At 51.0% G+C, this 24,239-nt stretch carries 21 protein-coding genes; 2 read left to right on the top strand and 19 right to left on the bottom strand.

Annotation, left to right across the window (positions count from 1 at the left end):
- Positions 1–201: 201 nt before the first annotated feature.
- Genes AC0YNS_RS13475 through AC0YNS_RS13465 form a run of 3 tightly spaced genes read right to left on the bottom strand, consistent with a single transcriptional unit; the run spans position 202 to position 2,376 of the window.
- Positions 202–735: a GNAT family N-acetyltransferase gene (locus tag AC0YNS_RS13475; protein WP_475781502.1), complete on the bottom strand. Its 534-nt coding sequence runs from the start codon at positions 733–735 to the stop codon at positions 202–204.
- A gap of 34 nt (positions 736–769) precedes the next feature.
- A complete protein-coding gene (locus AC0YNS_RS13470; RefSeq protein WP_475781501.1) occupies positions 770–985 on the bottom strand; it encodes a hypothetical protein in 216 nt (71 codons plus the stop codon).
- Positions 982–2,376, bottom strand: a complete 1,395-nt coding sequence (locus tag AC0YNS_RS13465) for a DUF4832 domain-containing protein (RefSeq protein WP_475781500.1) — start codon at positions 2,374–2,376, stop codon at positions 982–984. Before AC0YNS_RS13465 ends, AC0YNS_RS13470 begins: the two co-directional genes overlap by 4 nt.
- 481 nt (positions 2,377–2,857) lie before the next feature.
- Between AC0YNS_RS13465 and AC0YNS_RS13460 the strand changes: the two genes are divergently transcribed.
- Both AC0YNS_RS13460 and AC0YNS_RS13455 read left to right on the top strand, forming a co-directional pair.
- Positions 2,858–4,609 carry an ABC transporter ATP-binding protein gene (locus AC0YNS_RS13460; RefSeq protein WP_475781499.1) on the top strand — a complete coding sequence of 584 codons (1,752 nt, stop codon included), beginning with the start codon at positions 2,858–2,860 and terminating at the stop codon, positions 4,607–4,609.
- 59 nt (positions 4,610–4,668) lie between these two features.
- Positions 4,669–6,690, top strand: coding sequence for an ABC transporter ATP-binding protein (locus tag AC0YNS_RS13455; protein ID WP_475781498.1), 2,022 nt, complete (start codon positions 4,669–4,671; stop codon positions 6,688–6,690).
- A gap of 70 nt (positions 6,691–6,760) precedes the next feature.
- Here AC0YNS_RS13455 and AC0YNS_RS13450 read toward each other — a convergent pair whose 3' ends face one another.
- The 16 genes from AC0YNS_RS13450 to iolC all read right to left on the bottom strand — a co-directional run bounded on the left by AC0YNS_RS13450 (position 6,761) and on the right by iolC (position 24,231).
- Positions 6,761–7,648, bottom strand: a complete 888-nt coding sequence (locus tag AC0YNS_RS13450) for a metallophosphoesterase family protein (protein ID WP_475781497.1) — start codon at positions 7,646–7,648, stop codon at positions 6,761–6,763.
- 19 nt (positions 7,649–7,667) lie between these two features.
- On the bottom strand, positions 7,668–9,125 hold the full coding sequence (locus AC0YNS_RS13445) for a leucyl aminopeptidase family protein (RefSeq protein WP_475781496.1): 1,458 nt from the start codon (positions 9,123–9,125) through the stop codon (positions 7,668–7,670).
- A 32-nt stretch (positions 9,126–9,157) separates the two neighbouring features.
- Positions 9,158–10,111 (bottom strand): carbohydrate kinase family protein, encoded by a 954-nt coding sequence (locus tag AC0YNS_RS13440; RefSeq protein ID WP_475781495.1) that lies wholly within the window; start codon positions 10,109–10,111, stop codon positions 9,158–9,160.
- Between the two features lie 47 nt (positions 10,112–10,158).
- A complete protein-coding gene (locus tag AC0YNS_RS13435) occupies positions 10,159–11,169 on the bottom strand; it encodes a LacI family DNA-binding transcriptional regulator (protein ID WP_475781494.1) in 1,011 nt (336 codons plus the stop codon).
- A 79-nt stretch (positions 11,170–11,248) separates the two neighbouring features.
- Positions 11,249–12,142, bottom strand: coding sequence for a CehA/McbA family metallohydrolase domain-containing protein (locus AC0YNS_RS13430; protein ID WP_475781493.1), 894 nt, complete (start codon positions 12,140–12,142; stop codon positions 11,249–11,251).
- Between the two features lie 31 nt (positions 12,143–12,173).
- A complete protein-coding gene (locus tag AC0YNS_RS13425; RefSeq protein ID WP_475781492.1) occupies positions 12,174–13,082 on the bottom strand; it encodes a carbohydrate ABC transporter permease in 909 nt (302 codons plus the stop codon).
- Between the two features lie 120 nt (positions 13,083–13,202).
- Positions 13,203–14,948, bottom strand: coding sequence for an extracellular solute-binding protein (locus AC0YNS_RS13420; protein ID WP_475781491.1), 1,746 nt, complete (start codon positions 14,946–14,948; stop codon positions 13,203–13,205).
- An 86-nt stretch (positions 14,949–15,034) separates the two neighbouring features.
- The gene (locus AC0YNS_RS13415; protein ID WP_475781490.1) at positions 15,035–15,988 is read right to left on the bottom strand and encodes an ABC transporter permease; all 954 of its coding nucleotides are present in this window, start codon (positions 15,986–15,988) and stop codon (positions 15,035–15,037) included.
- Between the two features lie 192 nt (positions 15,989–16,180).
- Entirely contained in the window at positions 16,181–16,891 is a 711-nt protein-coding gene (locus AC0YNS_RS13410; RefSeq protein ID WP_475781489.1) for a glycerophosphodiester phosphodiesterase, read from the bottom strand.
- Between the two features lie 48 nt (positions 16,892–16,939).
- Positions 16,940–17,716, bottom strand: a complete 777-nt coding sequence (locus tag AC0YNS_RS13405; protein WP_475781488.1) for a sugar phosphate isomerase/epimerase family protein — start codon at positions 17,714–17,716, stop codon at positions 16,940–16,942.
- The gene (locus AC0YNS_RS13400; protein ID WP_475781487.1) at positions 17,713–18,642 is read right to left on the bottom strand and encodes an aldo/keto reductase; all 930 of its coding nucleotides are present in this window, start codon (positions 18,640–18,642) and stop codon (positions 17,713–17,715) included. The genes AC0YNS_RS13405 and AC0YNS_RS13400 overlap by 4 nt, the downstream gene beginning before the upstream one ends.
- A gap of 128 nt (positions 18,643–18,770) precedes the next feature.
- The gene (locus AC0YNS_RS13395; RefSeq protein ID WP_475781486.1) at positions 18,771–19,787 is read right to left on the bottom strand and encodes a LacI family DNA-binding transcriptional regulator; all 1,017 of its coding nucleotides are present in this window, start codon (positions 19,785–19,787) and stop codon (positions 18,771–18,773) included.
- Between the two features lie 39 nt (positions 19,788–19,826).
- Positions 19,827–20,648: a 5-deoxy-glucuronate isomerase gene (iolB, locus tag AC0YNS_RS13390; RefSeq protein ID WP_475781485.1), complete on the bottom strand. Its 822-nt coding sequence runs from the start codon at positions 20,646–20,648 to the stop codon at positions 19,827–19,829.
- Between the two features lie 18 nt (positions 20,649–20,666).
- Positions 20,667–21,710, bottom strand: coding sequence for an inositol 2-dehydrogenase (gene iolG / locus AC0YNS_RS13385; protein ID WP_475781878.1), 1,044 nt, complete (start codon positions 21,708–21,710; stop codon positions 20,667–20,669).
- Between the two features lie 22 nt (positions 21,711–21,732).
- A complete protein-coding gene (locus tag AC0YNS_RS13380; RefSeq protein ID WP_475781484.1) occupies positions 21,733–23,178 on the bottom strand; it encodes a CoA-acylating methylmalonate-semialdehyde dehydrogenase in 1,446 nt (481 codons plus the stop codon).
- A gap of 42 nt (positions 23,179–23,220) precedes the next feature.
- On the bottom strand, positions 23,221–24,231 hold the full coding sequence (gene iolC, locus AC0YNS_RS13375) for a 5-dehydro-2-deoxygluconokinase (protein ID WP_475781483.1): 1,011 nt from the start codon (positions 24,229–24,231) through the stop codon (positions 23,221–23,223).
- Between the last annotated feature and the right edge of the window lie 8 nt (positions 24,232–24,239).

The raw sequence follows: 24,239 nt of genomic DNA, 5'->3' as shown, positions 1-24,239 counted from the left end.
TCCTGGTGGAATACGTTCAAATAAGCTCGCTGGCAACCGTTAGCATTTAAAAGGGAGCTATTTATGCCAAATAAGCACTGTGACAACCGTTAGAGCGGGAACACGATAAAGCATACGCTCATCACTGAAAAGTAGGATCCAAGACACAAAAACCACTTCGATGCGAAGTGGTTTTGAGTAGCGTTCTGAATTTACGCAGTTCTATTCCGTTTGTTTCACGCTAACCTCTTTAGATTCTTTAATGAGCTTATAGTATATAAGCCGATCTCGCAGTTCCTCTTCTCTCACGAACTGACAAGCTTCGAGCAATCGCTGGCATCTTACATTCGCTTCTTCAACCGTGGCCTCAATATAAGCAAGCTTCATCACATCGAATCCCAATTGGAGCATCGGTCGGAGCACTTCCTTCATGTACCCTTGCCCCCAGTAAGCTCGAGATAAATCAAAGCCAATCTCCGCTCGGGATCGAGCCCCTTCATCGTTCGCCCAGCAATGGTATCCACAGGTGCCGATCATCGTTCCGGTCTCTTTGCTAAACAATCCGTATCTACAACCGCTGTCCTCGATATGAAACCGGATAATCTCCTCAGCTTCTCGGATAGACTGACACGGCTCGATATCCATAAATGCAGTTACTTCAGGGTCTGAGAAATGCTTAAGCACTTCCTCGGCATCATCCAGCGTCAACTCTCTCAAAACCAATCTATCTGTCGTTATAGGCGGAAAAAGAATCAAAATTCACAACACCTTAATGGGTCTAGTTTGCCTATCATTTATATCTCCTTATGACACACTCATCCCAGATTTGCGCCTCAATATATCGCTCCGGGCCAAACGCACCATCTGCATTCCATTGCTGCGGAAATCCATATTGGTCACCTTCACGTACAAACTGCCTTTGAAGCTCCTCCGCTTGCGCCATCGGCAGACTCGACAAGTTGCGAAAAGGACCCAGCCTCTTATCGTAATAATGAAATAAACTCACTGCCACGGAGACACCACGATCTCGCCGAGAGGCGAAGGAGGCGAATCAAGCTCGGTCTGGACGTGGACGGTGCCAGCTGCGTACCAGCCGTCCGGCTGTCTTCCTTCTGATGCCAGGCGGATAGCCGGCTCGCCGATATGTCTGTCGACAAGCGCGACTTCCAGTCGGTAATGACCAAGCGGCATATCCTGCGGAATGTTGAGCGACCGCTCATAGGTGATGTCGCCGGGCAGCCACTCCCGAATGTCGGCATCTGTCAGATACACCTTGCTCCAGCGCTCGTTAACCAGTCGCACCGCCAAATTAAACCTTCGATAGATCGGCGCAACGCCAAGGTTCTCCCACCAAGAAGTGAAATCGAGCTTGCCGCCGGGCTTCACAACCTCAGGGTAAGTCCACTTGCGCAGTGCGAAGCGATACCCCATCGATCGCAGCCAGCGATTCACCTGACTCTCCCATTCTCGTGGAATTGGGGATGATTTGGGATTGAAGGAGGACATATGCCATTTCAGCGATTGATCGATCACGTAGTCGATGTCGACACCGCGGTGGAACCATGAATACATGACCCCGCACGATTCAAAAGAGACATGGCCTTTCATCCAAGCATGCTGCATCCCGCATTGGATGATCTGCTGCGGATAACAGTCCAGCATATGAGCCGCGCCTTCCGTCATATCGCCAAGACAATCCATCCGATAGCCCACATTCGCCTTCTTCAGACCATATTGATTCGTATAGGGATCTGTTAACAGCATGACTAAAGGTGTATCTATGAACGTGTCGGTGTAGGAGTCTACCAGAGCCGCACGCGTATGCTCGCTCAAGAGGTGAGAAGATTCGCCTTCGCCCCATGCACTGACAATGGACATATCCACCGTCTCTAAATCCGGATGCCCGTTATACCTCTCGCCCATAAGCCGTATGAACCCGCCAAAATGCTTCACATACAGCGGATTCTCAGGGTCAACCTGCCATTTGGCATCCGGCAGCTCCCTGCTGCTACTGCCTATTAAGGCGCGAAACCATGCCGGTACATCCTCCGATTCTCCTACTCCATAAGGCGCGATTCGCAGCTGAAGCGTCTGTCTGCGCTCGCGCGCCACAGACAGCGCAGTGTCGATCATATCCCAGCGATAAACACCTTCTTCGGGCTCGAGATACTTCCAGTACACGCGATAATAAGCGAGAGATGTCATCGGATAATCCACATTTTCCAAGCTTCCGCCATAGCTCTGATATTCGATCGGATGTCCTTCTGTCCAATGCCTGGTTCCAGGATTAAGCTGATCTCCGTTAAAACGCTGAAACGTCATAAATCCGGTTCCCGGATTGCCGAGCACGTCATGAATCACCTTCGGATACATTGCAATGCGGCTTCCCATAGCCATGCGAACACCACCTTTAGATTACTAGACTCATTGTTACTAGAATAACATAATATGTAAATTCGATGTGGTCCCGGTTCTTAACGAGAAATTAATAAGCGTACGCATTCAAAATACCCCGTTGACAGCTCCGAGGGGGCGATGATAAAGTACTCACATATACTTTGAAGAACGGAAAGGAGGGTTACGGATATGTTTAACCGACATATGGATGGATCATTTCTGCCTGCAGGCGGAACATACAATCGAAATGTACGTAACCCTCGCGCAACAAGGCGTTAAGAGGCGGAGAATGGCAGATTCTCGCTTCATATCGTTAGAAGGTGCATGGTTGCGGTGACGTAATCGTGCGCCTTTTTTATTGCACTCGGGTCAGGTGGCGACAGTTCTCAAGCTGTCAATCCCCATACGAGTTCAGGCGTATCGCTTACGGGCGGTATGCCTTTTTTGGTTCCTCAGAAGTTTAGAAAGGTTGTTGATCGACGTGTTTGCAGTACTTAAGAAGCTAAGCTGGTTTTTCAAAATGCATTGGAAACGCTACACGGTTGCAGGCGTTCTGCTGACAATCGTTGGCATTATGGAGGTTACGCCTCCGAAATTAATCGGATATGCCGTCGACAGCATCGGGCAAGGCACGATGACGACCGGGAAGCTAACCGAACTTCTGCTGTTCTGGGCCGGTCTTACGGTCGCGATTTATCTCATTACTTGTGTGTGGTGGTCCCTGCTCTTCGGGTCTGCCTTCATGCTTGAACGTACGCTCCGTTCCAAGCTGATGCGGCATCTGCTCAAGATGACGCCTACATTCTACGAGCGTAACCGTACCGGGGACCTCATGGCCCGGGCTACGAACGACCTCGGCGCCGTATCGACTACGGCAGGCTTTGGTATTCTGACGCTGATCGATTCCACCGTGTTCATGATGACGATTCTCTTCGTGATGGCCGTGATGATCAGCTGGAAGCTGACACTTGCGGCGATGCTTCCGCTGCCGCTTCTGGCACTGGTCATGCAGCATTTTGGCAAAAAAATTCATGAGCGGTTTACGGTGCAGCAGGATGCCTTCGGTAACTTGAATGATCAGGTGCTGGAGTCCGTATCCGGCGTGCGGGTCATTCGCGCCTTCGTCCAAGAAGAAGCAGACCGGAAACGGTTTAGCGACATGACAGATGAAGTGTTCAGCAAGAACATTGCCGTTGCCAAGATCGACGCATTGTTCGAGCCGGCACTCAAAATTCTGGTCGGGATCAGTTACTTAATCGGTCTCTGCTACGGCGGCGTGCTCGTGTTCCGCGGCGAAATTTCGCTTGGGGAAATGGTATCGTTCAATATGTTCCTCGGTATGCTCATCTGGCCGATGTTTGCCATTGGGGAACTGATTAATATTATGCAGCGCGGTAATGCCTCGCTCGATCGTATCAATGAGACGCTTGGCATTAAGCCAAACGTGAAGGATGCGCAGTCGCCGGTAGCCATGGCTGTGCCGGAGTCAATCGAATACGAGCAATTGACCTTCCGTTACCCTTCTTCAACCATTGATAATCTGGTCGATATTTCCTTCAAGCTGCGCAGAGGCGAAACGCTTGGAATCGTCGGTAGAACAGGAAGCGGCAAGACGACGCTGCTCAAGCAGCTGCTGCGCGAATATCCGATGGGCCAAGGGAGCTTGAAAGCAGGTGACGTCTCCATCACGGAGATCGAGCTTGATCAAATCCGCAGCTGGATCGGGTATGTGCCGCAGCAACCGATCTTGTTCAGCAAGACCATTCGCCAGAACATCGCCTATGGCACCACTGGAGTGACCATGGACGACGAGCTGCTAAACAAAGCGCTGGAGCTGGCTGCGTTCCGCAAGGACGTCACGTTCCTCCCGGATGGCCTCGAAACGCTGGTCGGCGAGAAAGGCGTTGCGCTATCAGGCGGACAGAAGCAGCGGGTCAGCATTGCGAGAGCCGTCATTGCCAATCCGGAAATTCTGATGCTGGATGATGCTCTCTCCGCTGTTGATGCTAAGACAGAGACTGAGATTCTTGAAGGCATACGAAGAGAACGCGCCGGCAAAACAACGCTCATTACGACGCACCGCCTGTCGGCCGTACAGCATGCGGATTGGATTCTCGTGCTGGATGAGGGCCGTATTACGGAAGAAGGCACACATGAACAGCTGATTCAGAACAATGGCTGGTACAAAGAGCAGTACGATCGGCAGCAGCTCGCTTCCCTGGTGGAAGAATAATCGACTGCCGGCTCAAATGTGCGCATACTAGGATAAATGAAATGAAGGTGACAATTACAATGGGTAACAACGGAAAACGATTGTTTCAATATGCCTGGCATTATAAAAGGCCCATCCTGCTAGCGCTTCTGCTGCTGGCTTTGGCTATCTCGGTCGAGCTTGTAGGACCATTCCTTGCCAAACGTATGATCGATACGAACATTATGGGGATACAGAAACCGTGGTACGAAAGCAAGCATGACGGGCCATACTCCGTCCCTTATAAGGACAGCTGGTACAAGCGAGCTGACCACTGGGAGGACGGCGAAGTGAAAGGCCGGGAAGTGCATGTCATGCAGTCCGGACTTACGTATTATTTTGTAGATGCGCCCGGTGTTCCAAGCACTGGATCGCTCTCGTTTAAGGACGGTCAGCTGACTGTCACGGCGAAGGATGACAGCGCGCAGCAATTCCCTGCAGTGCTGTTGAACCGCAATGAAACCTACGGCTTCTACAAACCGGAAATTAGCAGTATGATCAAGCTTGCTTCCGGGTATGTCGTTCTGCTGCTTGTCGGAGCGCTTCTGGCATACGGTCAGAAGTATTTGCTTCAAGTATCCGCTAACCGGATTGTACGCAAAATGCGTAACGATGTGTTCCGGCATATTCAGGAGCTGCCGGTTCAATATTTCGATAATCTCCCGGCAGGTAAGGTCGTTTCACGCGTAACCAATGATACCGAAGCGATTCGCGAGCTGTACGTCTCGGTACTGGCGAACTTCTTCTCCGGTATTATCTATATGACCGCGATTATGGGTGCATTGTTCGTGCTCGATACGAAGCTCGCATTAATCGCACTGCCTTTACTGCCGATCCTCTATGTGTGGATCGTCGTGTATCGCAAATATGCATCCAGCTACAATCATGTCATTCGCTCGCGTCTGAGCGATATTAACGGCATGATCAACGAATCCATTCAAGGGATGCCGATCATTCAAGTATTCCGCCGAGAGAAACAAACGATGACGGAGTTCCATGAGATGAACGACGAGTATTTTAAATACCAGAACAAGATGCTTTATTTGAACTCGTTTACGAGCCACAACTTGCTTACGATCTTCCGTAATATCATTTTCATTGCGGTGGTATGGATGTTTGCGGGGGGCTGGCTCGGAGCAGCCGTTTCGGTCGGCGTCCTCTATGCGTTCATCGATTATATGAACCGAATGATGTCGCCGATCGTCGGTATGGTCAATCAGCTGTCCAACCTAGAGGTTGCGCGTGTATCCGCCGAGCGGGTATTCGCCCTGCTGGATGAGCCCGGCATTCCCGTGTCGGAGCAGCGTTTGGACCGTTATAAGGGTCATGTTGCATTTAATGATGTTTCGTTCGGGTACAAAGAAGGCGAAGACGTGCTCAAGAACATCGATTTCACGGCCAAACAAGGAGAAACCGTCGCGCTTGTCGGTCATACGGGCTCGGGTAAGAGCTCCATTCTGAATCTGCTTTTCCGCTTCTACGATATCGATCGCGGCTCGATTACGGTGGATGGTAACGATGTACGCGAGATGGCAAAGCAGCAGCTGCGTCAGCATATGGGCATCGTACTGCAAGAACCGTTCCTCTTCACAGGTACGATCGCTTCGAACGTCAGTCTGGACGATCCGTCGATTACGCGTGAGAAAGTGGAACAGTCGCTTCGCGATGTTGGCGCGTATGACATGTTCATGCAGCTGCCGGGCGGACTCGATGAGCCGGTGATTGAGAAAGGCAGCACGCTCTCAGCGGGCCAGCGCCAGCTGATCTCCTTCGCGCGAGCGCTGGCGTTCGATCCGGCGATTCTGATTCTCGATGAAGCAACGGCGAGCATCGACACCGAGACGGAAGCGATTATCCAGCAAGCGCTCGACGTGCTCAAGCGAGGTCGCACAACCTTCGTCATCGCCCACCGCCTGTCGACGATTCGTGCTGCAGACCAGATCCTCGTGCTCGATCGCGGACGCATCGTGGAACGCGGCAATCACGAAGAGCTGATGGAGCATGGCGGCAAGTACTATGCCATGTACCAGCTGCAGCAAGGTGCAGCCGTCAGCGTAGCCTAACAAGGTAACAAATAAGGGAGAACCCGCACGGCATATGCCGCCTCGGGTTCTCCCTTATTATGTTGCGCTGCTATTGATTGTTCAACCGGATAGAGGTTTCGAACTCTCGCGAACCTTCTATTAATGTAATCACGCGCGCACCGCGTTCAAGCTTGCCATAGGTGTTATATCCGGTAACGCGTCCGTAACATAATTGTATGCCATGGAAGTGACCGACATAATCGTTATCGTGATCATGCCCGGCGAAGGTTCCGACGATATCGCCCATCTCCAGCATGGCCGTGAATAAGCCGCTATTCAATTTCGGACAGCAGACTTCCTCGCCCTTGATTCCTTCTATCGTGCCAAGCTGACAAACTTGGTCATATTCCGGAATCGGAATATGGAAGAATGCAAGCGCAGGCAGCGTAGAGTTGCCGTTCTTCTCTCTCAGCGCCAGCGATTCATGCCGATACCACTCCACTTGATTAGGCTGAATCCATGCGTACCCGCCAACGCTCTCCGGTGCGTAGTCACCAGAGTCAAAGAAATATAAGGCGGCCGCATCCTCATTGCTCGCAGAAGCTCTGACAGTCAGCACATAATTGCCAATGCCGTGAATGTCCTCAGGTCCATCGACGGACAGGTTATTGTCATGCTCCTGTAGAATCTGGTTCAACCGCTGACGTGTAATCCCTTTCTCCGAATCATGATTGCCGTAAACGACGGCAAACGGAATTCCGGAGTTCACGATACCGGCAATGGCGCGGCGGAATGCTCCTTCTTGATCTGCGATGTCGTAGCTCGCAATCACATCACCTGTAAGCACGATCAAATCCGGCTTCTGATCCGCGATCAACTGATCGATAAGCGCAAGGGTCTGGATATCCTTCTTGGCCCCATCTTGGATATGCATATCGGTAAATTGCAGAATCGAAAATGTACCGTTTGCTCGAAAGCGAAGCTTATTGGGATCCATGGGAGATCTCCTCTCTTGTCTATTTAGTCATTACGTATGCTGCCAATAAACGAGTCCCCCAGCCTGTCGCACCAACAGCAAGCTGGCCTTTGGCTGAAGAGCAATCCTTCGGTCCGTTCATATCAATATGGGCCCATGCGAGCGTGGGATGCACGAATTTGCGCAAAAATAACGCAGCCATAATAGCCCCTCCGCCATTTCCGCTGCTAATATTGGACGTATCCGCATAATCACTGGATAAATAGCCTTCATACTCGTCAATAATCGGCAGCTGCCAGATCTTCTCGTCATAGGGCTCGCCTGCTGCCTTCAACGCTTGAACAAGCTCGTTCTGTCCAAAAGCTCCTGCGACCGCCGTACCAAGCGCTCCAACGACCGAATACGTCAGCGTCGCCATGTCGATGACCTGCTCTGCGCCGAGCTGATGGGCATAAACCAAGGCATCCGCCAGAATAAGTCTGCCTTCCGAATCCGTATTGCCGACTTGGACGGTGACCCCATTCGCATACCGGATGACTTCGCCGGGCAGCATCGAGCGATCGGATGGACTGTTCTCAGCCGATGGTACAAGCACGATAAGATTAGACGGGTACTCCGCGCGCACGACCAGATCGAGCGCCCCCAGCACACCGGCGGCCCCTGCCATATCCATACGCATATCGCTGATATCATTGTCTCGCTTCAAGCTAATGCCGCCGGTATCGAACGTAATGCCTTTGCCGATTAAAGCCACCAGGGGTTTCGTTTCGTCGGTGCAATACCGCAGCTCGATAAATACAGGCGGATGAATGCTTCCTTTGCCAACTGCCGCTAATCCGGCAAACCCGCGGCGTGTAATCTCCTCGCCTTCATACACCGAAACCGTCGCATTGGTACCGGCAAACCGCTCCACTGTTCGCTCGGCCAGATCGCGGGGACGAAGATAGTTTGGAGGCTCGTTCGTCAGATCCCGCGCCCACATGGTACTCTCCGCTCGAAGCTGACCCAGACGAATCGCTTCTGTAAGCTCCGCCGAAGGATCTCCTATCAGATGTATGGGAATATCTGCATGATGCTCGGCTCGCGCCGCCGATTTATACTTATCGAACGCATAAGTGCCCAGCAGCGAGCCTTCTACCCAAGCTTCCATATAAGCAGACAAACCGACCGCGAAGACTCCATTACCCTCGAGCGCTTCAAAGGAAACTGCCGCGCAATCCCGCTTCTCTTTATGTAAAGCACGTCCCGCATTCCCTGCCGCATCGCGAAGAACAGCCAGGTTAAACTTGTCCATGTCGCCCAGACCAACTACCATGAGGTCAGCCAGACCGCTCTGAGCGCCATAAAACCATGTTATTGCATGTCTGGCACCCAAATACGGCAATAAGGAAGCCTTTCGCAGCTCTTCCCGGTTTTGAGACAAATCCGCCAAGCTTTCCGTAAATACAGGAACAATCACAGTCTGAATCCCAGTTCCATGGTTGATTTCGAAATGCATAGCTGCTCGTGACCTCCTCTCGCTTCGGTGCTTTACGCGCTCTCCCAAATATCCGTCGTACAGTTGGCCTTCTCGAATAGAAATTGTTCCATCTCCGTTTGATCCGGCGTTCCCGTACTTCCACCTGATTGTGTCACAGACAAGGCTCCGCATGCGTTGCCGTACAATAAACACTGCTCCGGCTTCAGTCCGCTCAGAAAACCGTAGATGTAGCCGGCGTTAAAGGAATCTCCGGCACCTGTCGTATCGACGACGGGCACATGGAAACCGGAACGAAACCGAGCATGTCCGTTTACAGTCGAAACCGCGCCGGCCGAACCAAGCTTGACTACGAAATGGTTGCTATGAGCAGACAATTTCGCAATAATATCCTTAATGCTGGAACATCCGGTATAATGCTCCGCCTCGACTTCATTCATGAAGAACACATTGACTTCGCTCATCAGTTCATAGATGCCAGCGAACCACTCGCCGGTATCGTCCCAACCTACATCAATGGAGGTCGTCACGCCTAACCCCTTAATCCTTTGAACGACTTTCATATATTCCGCGTGATTCTCTCTTCCTCGATAACCGGTCAGATGCACATGTCTTGCCAAAGCAACGCTTTCAATATCGAGAAGTCCCATGCTCAGCTCCGCGTTTGATCCCATATAAGTAATGAAGGAACGATCCTTCTCCGGATTGATCGCGATGGAAATGCCCGTGCTGCTGCTGCTGCTGCGGATATAGCTAGTATCGATTCCATGCTCGGTCAAATGATCGCGTACAAATTGTCCGAAACCATCCTCGCCGAGTATGCCGTTAAAGGCAATCTTTAAGCCAAGCTTCGCCAATGCCATGCTGAACAATGCGGCTCCGCCGCCCACATGAATCGTCATGTTTTGAACAAGCACCTCTTGTCCGGGCTTCGGCAGCTCGTTGCAGCCGGCAACGACCAAATCGATGTTCGCGTCCCCAATTACAATTGCGTCGTATTTCTTCAAGGTTGCTTCATCTCCGCCCTACTCCTGATATGCTTGCCTCTGCTCATCTATTTCTTCCTGGGTATACAACTCTCGCGCGCCACCAGGCGATGGTCGAGCACGAGGTCCCCGCTTGGCTCTTCGCCGGTCTCCACCTGGTGGAGCAGGAGGCGCATCGTTTCTTTGCCCATTTCATGAATCGGTTGTTCCATAGAAGTCAACGTTGGTCTCGTAAGCTCGGTTAATTGGCTGCCATCGAAGCCGATGACCGAAATATCCTCAGGTACGCGAAGATTGTGGTCGCGGATGCAATTCATCGCTCCGACAGCCATATCATCGCTGACCGCAAATACCGCCGTAGGCCGCTGGCTCACGCGCAGCAGCTCTTTCATCTGCGCATAGCCGCTTTTCACCTTGTAGTCCCCGAAGCGGATATGCTCGTGAATGATCCGAATCCCTTTGCTCGTGAGTGCATTCCGATACCCGCTGTACCGGTTTTGGCCTGACGTAATGTCTCGCATGTCGCCGCCGATAAACCCGATTTCTTCATGCCCTAGTTCGATCAAATAGGACGTCGCATCATAGGCTGCCTTATAATCGTCGACGATAACGGATACGAATTGTTGATCCATCGGTTTAACGCTGGAGAAAATAACCGGAATCTTCATCTTATGGATGAGATTGCGAATCTCCTCGTTGATCTTCTCATGCATAATAATGATGCCTTCAACCCGCATCTCTTGAAAGACGTTCAAATATTTATATTCCTTATCAATATCCTCGCTGATGTTGCACACCAGCAAATTGTAGTCGTTTGCGCTTGCGGCTTCTTCGATGCTGCTAAGAATAGTCGCATAGAAGCTGGAGGTAATGTCAGGTACGATTACACCGATCAGGTTCGTTTTGTTACGCACCAAACTACGGGCAATATGGCTGGGGGCATATCCCAATTCTTCGATAGCTTGATTCACTTTGTACTTGAGATCGTCCTTGACATACTTCTCGCCGTTCAACACACGGGAAACGGTCGTTACCGAAACGCCCGCCAGGCGCGCCACGTCTTTAATTTTTGGCTGCACATTACTCACCCTCTTTATAAAGATTCAATAAAGAAGCAGTTCGCCGTTCACGAAACAAACTCCTTTACGTTAATGAGCATTATTTACTAGTTTCGACAAATAAAGGCTGGGAAAATGCGCCGTAGCCGCCTTCCAAATAGGCCGCAATGCGTACATATCCTTCATCGCCTTTGCATTCATAAGTGGCCTGGCTGATTCTACCCGTCGTTTCCTGCAGCACGCGGCCGTCTTTACCGAAGAACGTCACATACTTATACATTTTATCCAGCAGCTCGTTCGAACGGAGATCGATCACAATCGTATGGCCTTCCGTGCGAATAGCATCGAATCCATAGCCCGTAGATACGTAGAAATTGCCGTCCTTGATCGCTTGCGTAATCGCTTCATTCGTATTCGCTTCCGCCTGCACCATATTCCAAGCTCGTTTCTCTTGGCCGTAAACATGCGAATCATCATTGCCGAAGCCCCATACCTTCCGTCCGCTCGACAATAAGGCATCCCATTTATCAAAGGCGATATCGTACTCCGGATTGCCGTCGCCGTTATACACTTCAATCCCAATATAACGTTCCAATTTCATCATATCTTCCAAGGTCCAATAATTGGAGAAGAAGCGATTCGGATGGACCAATACGGCAAACCCGCCGTTGTCGACCGCCATATCGGTCAACCGTTGATAGTTTTCAATCGTAAACTCGTTGCTGTATTGATCAAGCATCGTAAGCGGCGGATTAACGAGCAGCATATGCGTCTGGCGGCTGCTCACTTCAATGGCATCAAACACAGTGGGAATGCTGCGCTCGCCTTCGTGCTTCGTAATTTTATCATGATCGGAAATACCCAGAAAATCGTAGCCGCCATACATCTTATAGACCGTTTCCAGCGGGAACCAGCCATCGCTGTTCGTCGTATGATTGTGAAAGCTGCCTCTCCACCATTTGCCCGTTTTCGTGTAGCTATTCAAGATCTTCATCTACGATTTCTCCCTCTTTCCGCTCTTCTTTCTATTCTTTCATCGAACCGATCATAATGCCTTTGGCAAAATAACGCTGCACGAAAGGATAGATGATGATAATCGGAGCCACTACTACGATAATCGTCGCCATCTTTAGCGAATTGCCCGTAATTTGGATTTTGTCGAGCAGCTCGTATTTGGTCGTACCCGCGGCTTGATTCAACGTATCTCGCATTGCTTCGGCGCTTGTCAGCATTTCCTGAAGCAGTGTCGATAAGGGACGCAGGCTGGCTTTACGTACGAAGAATGCACCGGTAAACCAATCATTCCAGTGCCCTACGGCGTTGAACAACCCAATAACGGCAATAACAGGACGGCTGAGCGGCATAATAATGCGCATAAAGATGGCAAAATCATTGTAGCCGTCAATGCGTGCCGATTCTTCTAAGCTTGGGTGAATTTGCTGGAAGAAGGTTCGAATAATGATCAAATTCCATGCACTGTATAAGCTTGGAATGACATAAACCCAGATGTTGTTCGTTAAATGAATCGACTTGAGCAGCATGTAGTAGGGAATGATGCCTCCGCCAAACAACATCGTGAAGAAAATGAGCATCATGAAAAATTTCCCGCCGGGCAATGTTTTGCTCTTTAACGCATAGGCAGCCATCGCTGTCATAAACACGCTGGAGACAGTGCCGACCACCGTACGGAACATCGAAATACCGAAAGCCGATGCGATATTGGAGGCTTCAAATACCTTCAAGAAGTTCTCGAACGACCAGATGCGAGGCCAGAAGAAGATGCCGCCTCTTTCCGCATCTTTGCCCGGATTAAACGCTAACGCGAATATATTCAGGAAAGGAAGAATAATAGACAAGCACAAGAGGACAATTAGGACATAATTGATGACGCGGAATACTTTCTCACCTAGGCTGATCTTATAAAATTCGTTCACTGACTTCCCTCCTTCTACACCTCGAAGAAACCACTCCGAAACGATAATAGAAAAGCGGCTTCATCCGGACTGCGAATAAAACCGCCTAACCATCAGGTACTCATTTGCTGCCTGCAGATGCTATAGCTTTACCTTTGTTTTTGGATCTGCATTCTTCTCCGCAAGAAGCTTCAAGTAGTCGTCCAAGCCGGAAGCTTCCATCTGCTTCAGGGCATTGTCAATGATCTTCTTCGCTTCATCATGACTTTTGCTGTAATACGCTTGGATCAAGCTGTCATTGTAGTTATCAAGAGCGGTTTTCAACTCTGTGCCGTTGCTAAACTCGCCAATGAACGAATTCGGCTGGTAAGCATCGGATACAACGCCGTTCTTCACCTTCTCATCGAAGTTCCAGTACGTTGCGATTTTCTCTACTGCCGGGAACAAGCCTGATGCTGCGTTATCGCCATAATTGGCTTCGCCGAAATCCACTAGATTATCATTGTCCGTGCTGCCGAGGATGTCGCCCCAGTTGTTGCCTACGCCGCCAAAACCAAGCTTCTTCGCTTCGTTAGGATCTTTCGCCTTCAAATCCACGACTTCTTGTTTCACAAGCGGGTTGCCTTTGTCGTCAAGCGTGTAGTCACGGCCTTCAATTCCGTATTTCCACAGCAGCTTGCCTTCGCGGCTTGCAAGGAAATCAGCGAATTTAACAATGTCTTCCGGTTTCTCAGTCGTAGTCGGAATCGCCCATGCGGAGTAACCCGACTTATAGGAAATCTGCATTTGATAAGGACCGTCTACTTGGTTAATTGGACCTAGCGGAACATAATGCATATCTTGGTTATATTCTTGGTAGCTGTGCGTATCGGCGATAATCGCCCATGAACCGTTTAATGCCCCTTCCGTTGCACGGCTCTCGTCAATCGTGAAGAACTCCGGATGGATTAGTTTTTCTTTGATTAGCTTCTGGACATAATCTACTTTCTTCAGTGCAAATTCAGTTTGAGCTTCGTGCAGAATTTTACCGTCTTTCGTCTGCTTAATCCGCTGGTCGTCTGCGCCCCACTCCAGATCGTTGAACAGGGCTCCGACTTCTTTACCGCCCCAGTAGGATGGACCGATCGGCGTAACCGGACCGCCGTTCTTATCTTTAAAGTCGCCTGCTTTGATCTTCTTAGCCAAATCATAGAGCTGATCTGTCGATGTAATCGTGCGTGGATCAATACCCAGTGCGTCTACGATATCTTTACGGATGTAAGGACCTCCGACGCCTTTCCAAGACACTTGACCGCCTTCGCGTTGGATGTTCATATGCGTGAAGTAGGTAGAGCCGTTGAATTCCGGACGGAACATGACGCCGAACTGCGTATCCATTGGCAGGTAATCAGCCTGCAAATACTTGCTGTATACCTTCGAATCCTTGAAGAAAGGAGTCAGGTCGGTGAACATGCCTTCGCGAGCTGCTTTGAGCACGACCGGCATTTCCGGACGACCGCTGTTGTTGAGGTAGAAAGCAACGAAATCCGGCAGGTCGTTCGCCGCAAGCCCCGCAATCAAACCATCAATGGAATGCTCCGCCTTCATAATTTCGATTTCGAAATCAATGCCCGTTTTCTCTTTAATTTGCGCTTTGATTTCAGGGTTCATATCCTCGGTATAATCGTCGGTTCCCATGAATACGAGACCTTTAATCGTACGGTCTGCAATCCATGTTGCCGGCTTTCCTTCAGGTGCATTTGTAGCAGTGGCATTGCTGTCTGAAGCGGTATTGCTGTTTGCAGCAGGTTCATTGCTCGTGTTGTTGCCGCTGTTGTTGGAACAACCTGCGAGAAGCATGGAAACCATAACAGGAATCGCTAGAAACTTCGTCCATTTTCTGCTCATGCGTTTTACCCCTTTAATTCAATTTTTTGTATGAATACGTCGGTTGACGTTTCCACCATTAGAACGTTCTTCATTACATGGTAGCGTTACCATAGTGAAGTGTCTGACACTTTGCGAGACAGCCGATTAGCCAAAACTACTAAGATTAGTCCGATAACGCCTTGCAGCATACCAACTGCGGTTGCATAACCATATTGACCGCCTTGTAAGCCGACACGAATGATATAAGTATCTAAGATATCGGAAAGCTGCATGTTTCCCGGCGTTCGCAGCAGGTAAAGCTGATCGAATCCGGCGGATAAAATGTTCCCAAGCGATAAAATAAACAGGATGACGACCGTCGGCATGATAGACGGCAGTGTAATGTTCCAGATCTCCCGAAGCTTACCGGCACCATCGATCTTGGCCGCTTCATACATATCGGGGTTTACACCTGATATCGCTGCCATATAAATGATCGAATCCCAGCCAATCGACTTCCACAGATGGCTGCCGAACATGATTTGATAGAAGTATTTAGGGTCCATCATGTAGAAGATACTGCCATCACCGCCAACATTGGCAATGAATTGATTGAGCAAGCCCGTGTCCGGAGCGAGAATCCGCTGAATCAAGCCGACAACCACGACCCAGGACAGGAAATGCGGCAGATAGAGCACGCTCTGAGACACGTTCTTGAACCATTTGTTGCGAACTTCATTAAACATGAGGGCTAGTATGATTGGGAAAGGCAAGTACAGGAACAGCTTCATACTGCTGATAATCAGTGTGTTTTGGATTAAACTCTTGCTTTGGTAAGAGTTGAAGAAGGTTACGAAATAGTCAAAACCGATCCATGGGCTTCCGAGAATGCCTTTGTTGAACTTATATTCCTTAAAGGCTAACAACAAGCCGCCCATCGGAATATATGAAAATACGATGAAGAACACGAGACAAGGCAGTAGCATGAAATACAAGTACCGATGCAGCATAATGTTTTTCCACAGAGAAGCTCTGGGTTTTCTCAGCTTCACTTGCGAAGTCGTCGAGACATTTGCCATGAGTCGGGAATCACCTTCTTTTCGGAGAAATGGCTAATTCTTGTTGTGCTCTGTTGCTTCTGTCGGTTCGGGTTTATTTTCTGGTATCGATACCAGAAACGGCTAAAAAATTTACTTTCCAATAAAACGGAAAGTAAGCGTTGCCATTGGTTTCATTATAGCAACTAATTTCGAATATGGCTATACGTTTTTCTACTCTTCATGAATACTTAACAGTCGGCTTGGCTGTCTCGTGGTGATGGCATCTACCCCTAATCCAATCAGCCGTCTCATCTCTTGCGGATCGTTCACCGTGTACACCCAAACGAGCAGTCCTGCGGCATGCGCACGATCGACTACTTCTTGGCGACATGTCGAGCTCTCCATGTTCAAACCGGCATAGCCGCCTATTTGCGCTTTCCGGCAAACGGCATCCGCAAACTCGACATAGCGCTCGCCCTTCCCTTCGGTCCAAACATCAGGTGTGTTGTACATCACTCTAATATCCGGGTACCTCGCGGTCATCGAATCGGAAGCCCCCGTAATAAAGACGCGTTTCTGCGCAGCGAACTGATAAATCAGCTTAGCTGTCGCTTCAATAGCGTCGGTTGATTTCAAATCCAAATTGAGCAGCATAGCGCGGGACTCCGATAGCCGGAGGATCTGTTCTAGTGTCGCTACCTCATGCTCGATATACGCAGGCGAGAGTGACTCTCTCACTTCTGGAGCGTTCAGTTCCTCATAGGTATATTTCTGCAGAGCCGGCGAATGATCATGCAGCAGCACTGCCGTACCTCCAAGCGTGACAAGCACGTCTACTTCTGCGATTTGGGCACCGCTCTCCATCGCCTCGAAGAACGAAGCTAACGTGTTATCCGGATGAATGCCGCAGCCCGTATGGGCTGCGGTTAATGGTTTACGCATCTTGAATCGGCTCCTTCTCATGGATGGTCTCTCTAAGATAGAATACGATTAATTATTCACAGCCCGTTTGATTTCAATCTCCATCCGAAGCAAGTTCTCCAAGCTTAATGCCAGACTGTCCATCGGGCTGCCCGGGCAGTAATCCTGCTCAACAGCGTACCATTCTACGCCGCTGGCTTCTCCCCACCGAATGATCGGCACAAAGTCTATAATTCCGCTGCCAACCTCGGCAAAATACCTTCGTTCATCAGCAGTCATATCTTTCAAGTGGAGAATTGGCATGCGGCCGGCGTATTGTTGAATGTACGTGAGCGGATCCACATTCGCTTTCTTGACCCAATACGTATCGATCTCCGCGTAGACCGGACTCTCGGGATCCAGCTCTAACACATAATCCAGCGCGTATTGCCCATTCATGGACGTATGAAATTCAAAGTCATGGTTATGGTAGCCGGCCCTAAAGCCCAGCCCGCTTACTTGGCTTGCAACTTGGCGCAGCGCTTCCCGTACACTTCGATAACCATCCGGGTTCATAAGTTCGTCCGGAAGCGAGTGACAGATGAAATCTCTCGTCTTGAATAGTCGCGCTTCTTCCAACACGGCCGGCAAATCATGCTTCATGCGCTCTAAACCGACATGCATCCCGGCAGTCTGCAGACCGAGCTCATCCATTACCGATGCGATCTCGCGTGGATCATTGCCATGCAAACCGTCGATTTGTACGGCATGCCATCCCATCTTCTTCAGCTCGCGAAGTGTGCCGGGGAAATCCTTCTTCAATTCATTCCGGAGCGTGTACAATTGCGCTGCCAGTTTCTCTCTCATACCGCAAGCTCCTCTCGTTTCAGATCCAGCCATTCCTGCTCTGCTTCTGTAAGATTAATTTCCATCGCTTTCACGGAATCCATCAACTCCGCATCCGTGCGGGGACCAATGATCGCTCCGGTTGGAAACGGACGATTGAGCACAAATGATAGGGCGATATGCAGAGCCGTGACACCTTTGCTTTCTGCCAGCTTCTTCGCTCTCTCATAACGCTTCCAGTTGTCCTCGTTATAATAGACGCGAACCATGTCCGAATTGGATCGATCCTCCGGCGAGAATAGCCCTGTAAAGAAACCACCCGCTTGCGCAGACCATGCAAGCAGCGGCAATTGATGACGCTCATGCCACTGGCTGGCCTGTTCATCCGCTGACACGCAGCCCTCCCATCTCGGCTCATTCGCTGCCGCCAGAGCGAGATTCGTGCTGCTGAACATGAAACCGGACAGATTATGCACCTGAGCATAGTCATTAGCTTCCTGTATGCGATGATGCGTCCAGTTAGAAGCGCCGATGGCCCGTACCCGGCCTTCGCTCAGATGTAAGTTCAACTCTTCCATAATCGGCCCGACCGGCGTTCCCGGCTCGTCTCGATGAAGAGCATACAAATCGATATAATTCGTTTCCAAGCGATCAAGGCTTTCGAACAAATCCTTGCGTATCGCTTCCGCATTCACGCGAGGCCCGGGGCTGCCGTCATTGTGGTGAGCACCTTTGGTCATGATGACCATCTGATTCCGGTTTCCCTTCTCCGTCATCCATTGCCCGATGATTGTCTCGGCACGCCGATATTGATGAGCGGTATCAATCGTTGTTCCGCCTGCGGCAACGTAGGTGTCCAACATGTCCGTTCCATTCAACTTGCTTAAGTCGCCGGTTCCCATAATGAGCCGGGACAGACGAACGCCATTGATTTCCATGAACTTCATTGATTAAACCCTCCTAGTGCAGCTTTGTCGAACTTTCTGGTACCGATACCATAAAACGAAGTCGTATGCCCCATGAATGGGGCTGCGACTGAACTTCTTACTGTAACCCAACCGGACAGCTTCGTCGTCTAGATAGAGAGTGGTTTCCCGCTCGATTGCCGGATAACAAGCTCGGGCTTCAGCACCATACGCTTCGATTCTCCAGGTTTCCCTGCATGATTCTTACTCAGAACCAAGTCTACAACAAGCTGACCCATCTGCTCCGTTGGCTGCGAAACCGTCGTCAGCGGGGGATCGGTAACCGTCGCCAATATCGTATTGTCAAAGCCGACAATCGACAGCTCCTCCGGAACGCGAACGCCCATCTCCTTCGCTGCTTGCAGCGCGCCGATGGCAAGCAGGTCGTTGCAGCAGAACACGGCTGTTGGGCGATCCGCATAACGAAGCAGCTCTGAAGCGCTGCGCCTGCCATCGCTAACCAAGTCATGCCCGCTCATTTTAACCATGTACTCCGGGATCTGTAAGCCCGCTTCAGCGACTTCGTCTTGGAAGCCTCGAATCCGTTCTTGCGAGCTAATTACTTTCGGATGCTCAGCAAGCACAGCCATCCGGGTATGCCCTAACTCCAGCAGATGACGAGCCGCCATTCGACCGCCTTCATAATCGTCAACGACGACGGTTGCAAGATCATGGCCAGGCATTTCCCTCGCGATCAGCGCGAATGGGATGGACTTCTTGAGAAGCTTATCCAGCAGCTCCCCGCTATCGATCCCCGTGCCGATAATGATACCGTCAACGCTCTTCTGTTGAAGCAAATTCAAATACCGTTCGACCCGCTCGTCCTTGTTATCCGTGCTGCAGATGACCAAGCTGTAGCCATGCACATCTCCTTGGTCTTCCACGGCCCGGGCGATTTCGGCGAAGAAGGGGTTGGAGATATCCGGAATGAGCAGCCCAAGCGTATACGTTTTCTTGCCGGTCAATGCGGAGGCGATGAGGCTCGGCTTATAATTCAGCTGTTCCATGACGCTGATAATAGAGGCGCGGCGCTCTTCGCTGATTTTCCCTTTCCCGTTAATGACTTGGGAGACGGCCGCAATGGAAACCCCGGCTTCTCGTGCTACGTCGTAAATCGTTGCTTTCACTCTTGTAACTCCTCCTGCTTCTATGCCGCTTACAATTTGCTAGCGATTCGGGTTCGGATTGACCATGATCCACTCATGATCCGGATCGTTGTGGAACTTCCACGTACGTACCGGACCGGCCATTACATTCAGATAATAACAATCATATCCCGGCGGAGCGGAGACCGGATGATAGCCTTTGGGCACCATGACTGCTTGCCCATCCTTGACAACCAGCGTCTCATCTAAGGAGCGATCGTCTGTGTAAACACGCTGGATCGCAAACCCTTTCTCCTGCTGAATCCGGAAATAATAGGTTTCCTCGAGCAGCGATTCTGCCGGAAGCGCATCCTGATCATGCTTATGCGGCGGATAGCTGGACCAATGTCCGTTAGGCGTGAACACCTCCACGACAAGCAGGCTGTCAGCCGACTGCTGCTCAGGCAAAATGTTATGAATTTGTCGCTCTAAGCTGCCATATCCGCGTGTTTCCACACCGACTTGCTCCGGTTTAATCAGCCGCGCTTCATGATGGCCATGGCCGGGAGCGGAACAAATGGCCATTTCCAAATCCGTTACAGCGCGAATCTCGTAGTTATCGTCATTCGGTACATAAACCGAATAAGGCGTTGTTCGTTCGAATATGTTCATTCTGCTTCCAATCGCAAGCCATTCTTGCGACCTCGTTGTCACATCCGCTTTACCGCTGAGAAGGACAAGGCACACTTCTCGATCTCCGGTATCGCGGCGAAAGGCTTGACCTGCTTCCAGCTTGATGACTTGAAATCCAACATACTTCCAACCTGCCGACTCCGGCGTAATGTTCATTATACTACCATCGTGATCCGGATGATCAGCCGGCGCAATGATTAAATTCGACATCGTTGCCTATCTCCCCTCCTAGATAAGAATCGCATGCTGCTCCGCGAGCTGCATCGCTTCCGCGATCTTCACGGGACGCGCAAGCATCAACGATAACTTAGCAGCCAGCGCTGTCAGCTCTGCCTGCAGACCGTCGGAACCGCTGACCGGAACCGGCTGATCCTCTCGGATGCAATCGATAAAGATCCGCGTCTCTGCTCTGTAGGCCTCTTGATACCGCTCCAGGAAGAAGTGCAGCGGCTTATCGCGGTACACGCCTTCAGCCGTACTGATTTCCGCCGAATTCGGATAATCATTCGTCACGGCTGCCGCGCCTTTGGAGCCAAAAACCTCCACCCGTTGATCGTATCCATATACGGCTTGACGGCTGTTATCAATGACTCCCATCGCCCCGTTAGCAAACTTCAGCGTTACGATCGCCGTATCGACATCGCCATATTGCGCGAATACAGGGTCGATCAACACGCCGCCGTGTGCGTATACCTCTTCAATTTCACTGCCGGTCACGTAACGTGCCATATCGAAATCATGGATCATCATATCCATGAACATACCGCCGGATACACGAATGTAATCTTGATGCGGCGGATTCGGATCACGCGAGGTGATTTTGACAATGTGCGGGGTTCCAATCGTACCGCTCTGCACATGCTCGCTGATCCTCTGGAAGTTATGGTCGAATCGACGGTTGAACCCGATCTGCAGCTTAACGCCAGCCTGCTTCGCGGTCTCTACAGCTTCCTGAGTTTGTCTGATGTCCATACTGACAGGTTTCTCGCAGAAGATATGTTTGCCCGCCAGTGCAGCTTGTTTAATGAGCGGGACATGCGTGTCAGTAGAAGAACAGATGAACACGGCATCAATATCCGGATGGGCAATAATGGCCCCGCTGTCCTTCGTCACTAGCGGAATGTCTCGCAGCGCCGCCCATTCCTCAAGCTCGGCACCTGCGAATAAATCGCTCACTGCGATGACTTCCACTTGAGGCATCCGCAGCAGATTATCGGCATGTATTTTGCCGATTCGACCTGCTCCGATGATGCCGATCTTGATTTTCCCCAACGCCATATCGATATGCCTCCTCTTACCAGCGGGTAGTGATCATTTTCTTGCGCGTGTAGAACTCTACACCGTCGCTGCCGTTAGCATGCAAGTCGCCGTAGAACGACTTCTTCCAACCGGAGAACGGGAAGAACGCCATTGGAGCCGGAACACCAAGATTCACGCCCAGCATGCCGGCATCGATGGTTTCACGGAACTGACGAACGTTAGCGCCGCTCTTCGTAAACAAACATGCGCCGTTGGCAAAATCCGACCGATTGGCCACTTCGATGGCTTCTTCCAACGTTTCCACACGCACAATGGAGAGAACCGGCGCGAAAATCTCGTCTTCCCAAATTTTCATGCCGCATTGCACTTCATCGAACAAGGTCGGTCCAACGAAGTAACCTTCGCCCGCTGAAGCCGCATCCTTGCGTCCGTCCCTAATCAAGAGCGCGCCTTCCGACTCGCCAAGCTCAATGTACTTCAATGTACGTTCTTTGTGGGGTCCGCGAATGACGGGGCCGAGGAAAATCCCCTCTTCCATGCCATTGCCGATCGTAATGCGATCTGCTGCTTCGACCAGCTTGTTCACGAGTGTATCGGCAACTTCGCCTACAGCTACTACGACGGAGCAAGCCATGCAGCGCTCGCCTGCGGAGCCGAATGCCGCATTGACAATTTCTTTAACGGTCAATTCCAGATCGGCGTCCGGCATCACGATGGAATGGTTCTTCGCTCCGGCAAGCGCTTGAACCCGCTTCCCGTTCGCGGACGCTGTTTTGTATACATACTCAGCTACCGGCTGGGAGCCGACGAACGACACGGCCGTTACATCCGGATGCTCCAGGATGCCATTCACGACATCATGGGCGCCATGAACGATATTAAGGACGCCATCCGGCAATCCCGCTTCCGTGAACAGCTCCGCGAGACGGTTCGCCAGAAGAGGCGTACGCTCCGATGGTTTCATGACAAACGTATTGCCGCAAGCTATAGCGAGCGGGAACATCCAGCATGGCACCATCATCGGAAAGTTAAAAGGCGTAATCCCGGCAACGACTCCAACCGGATAACGATACATGCCGGATTCGAGGTTGGACGCAATGTCAGGCAGCTGTTTACCCATCATCAGCGTAGGCGCTCCTGCAGCGAATTCAACGCATTCGATCCCGCGCTGCACCTCGCCGTAAGCTTCACTGTAGCTTTTGCCGTTCTCGAGCGTGACTAGGCGGGCGAGCGCTTCCCAGTTGTCGACCAAGAGCTGCTGATATTTGAATAAAATGCGAGCCCGGCGCGGTACAGGCGTCCGGCTCCATCCCGAGAAAGCTTCCTTAGCCGTTCTCACCGCAAGGTCAACGTCTTCTTTGGTCGAGAGCGGAACCAGCGCCAACACTTCTTCCGTTGCCGGGTTATAGACGTTCTCGTGCGCGGCAGAGGCGGATGGTACCCAGCTGCCTCCGATCCAGTTGTTCAACACTTGTGTCATACTCGAATTCCCCTTTCGTAATCAACAGTCTGTCAGCGGCGACTATGAGGCCGTTATTTTGCCGTTATTGCAATCCTCGATATAGCGGAGCACTTGACTCTCGGTTGGCATGGCGTCGGAGCAGCTATGGCTCGAAATGACGATACAGGCAGCCGCGCTGCCGAATTCCATGCACTGCTCAAGCGACCAGCCCTGCATGATCCCATGCAGGAAACCGGCGGCATAGGAGTCGCCTGCGCCGAAGGTTTTGATAACCTTCGCCGGGAAGCTCTTCGCTCTATGACTCTTGTTGTCGGCCGTATAGGCGATCGAGCCCTCTTTGCCATGCTTGATAATGACGATCTTCGCGTTGTAGTCGAACCATTTGGAGGCGGTTACGCTGTCGCTGTGCTCCGGATTTTGCTCGAACACCTCCATCATGTCGAACTCCTCGCGCGTCCCCAAGATGATATCGCAATACGCTGCGGCCATATTATAGTAAACGGCTGTTTCCTGTTTGGAAGTCCACGTATAAGGGCGGTAATCCAGATCGAAGGCGATAACGGTTCCGTGTTTCTTCGCAAACTGCAGCGCTTGGAACACCGCCTCCCGCGAAGGACTCTGAGCAAGCGCCGTGCCTGAGATCAAGAGCATCTTCGACTGCGCGATTATAGCCTCACTGACCTCGCCGGCCTCTAGCAGCAGATCGGCCACGTTGTCGCGATACATGAGAATGCTGCAATCGGTAGGACTCTTAATCTCGGTAAAAGCCAGACCGGTCACCGCACCGGACCGATCGGTCACGACATTCTCCGTCTCAATCCCGGTTCTCTGCAAATAATCGAGGATGAAGCGCCCCATCTGATCATTTGCGATCTTCCCGATAAACGCCGTTTGGCGTCCAAGTCTTGCCATGCCGATTGTAATGTTCGCAGGAGAACCGCCGACATATTTGGTAAATGTCATCGTCTCTTCCATCGGGCGATTGATCTCGTTCGCATTCAAATCGATGCAGAGACGTCCAATCGCCGTGAAGTCATAAGCTCTGTCTGCCTTGAAGGACACATAGGTCATGGCGTGGA

This window comes from Paenibacillus sp. J22FR21 (assembly GCF_056269135.1).
Note: the sequence above shows the minus strand (reverse complement) of the source record. Positions and strands in the feature narration are given on the sequence as shown.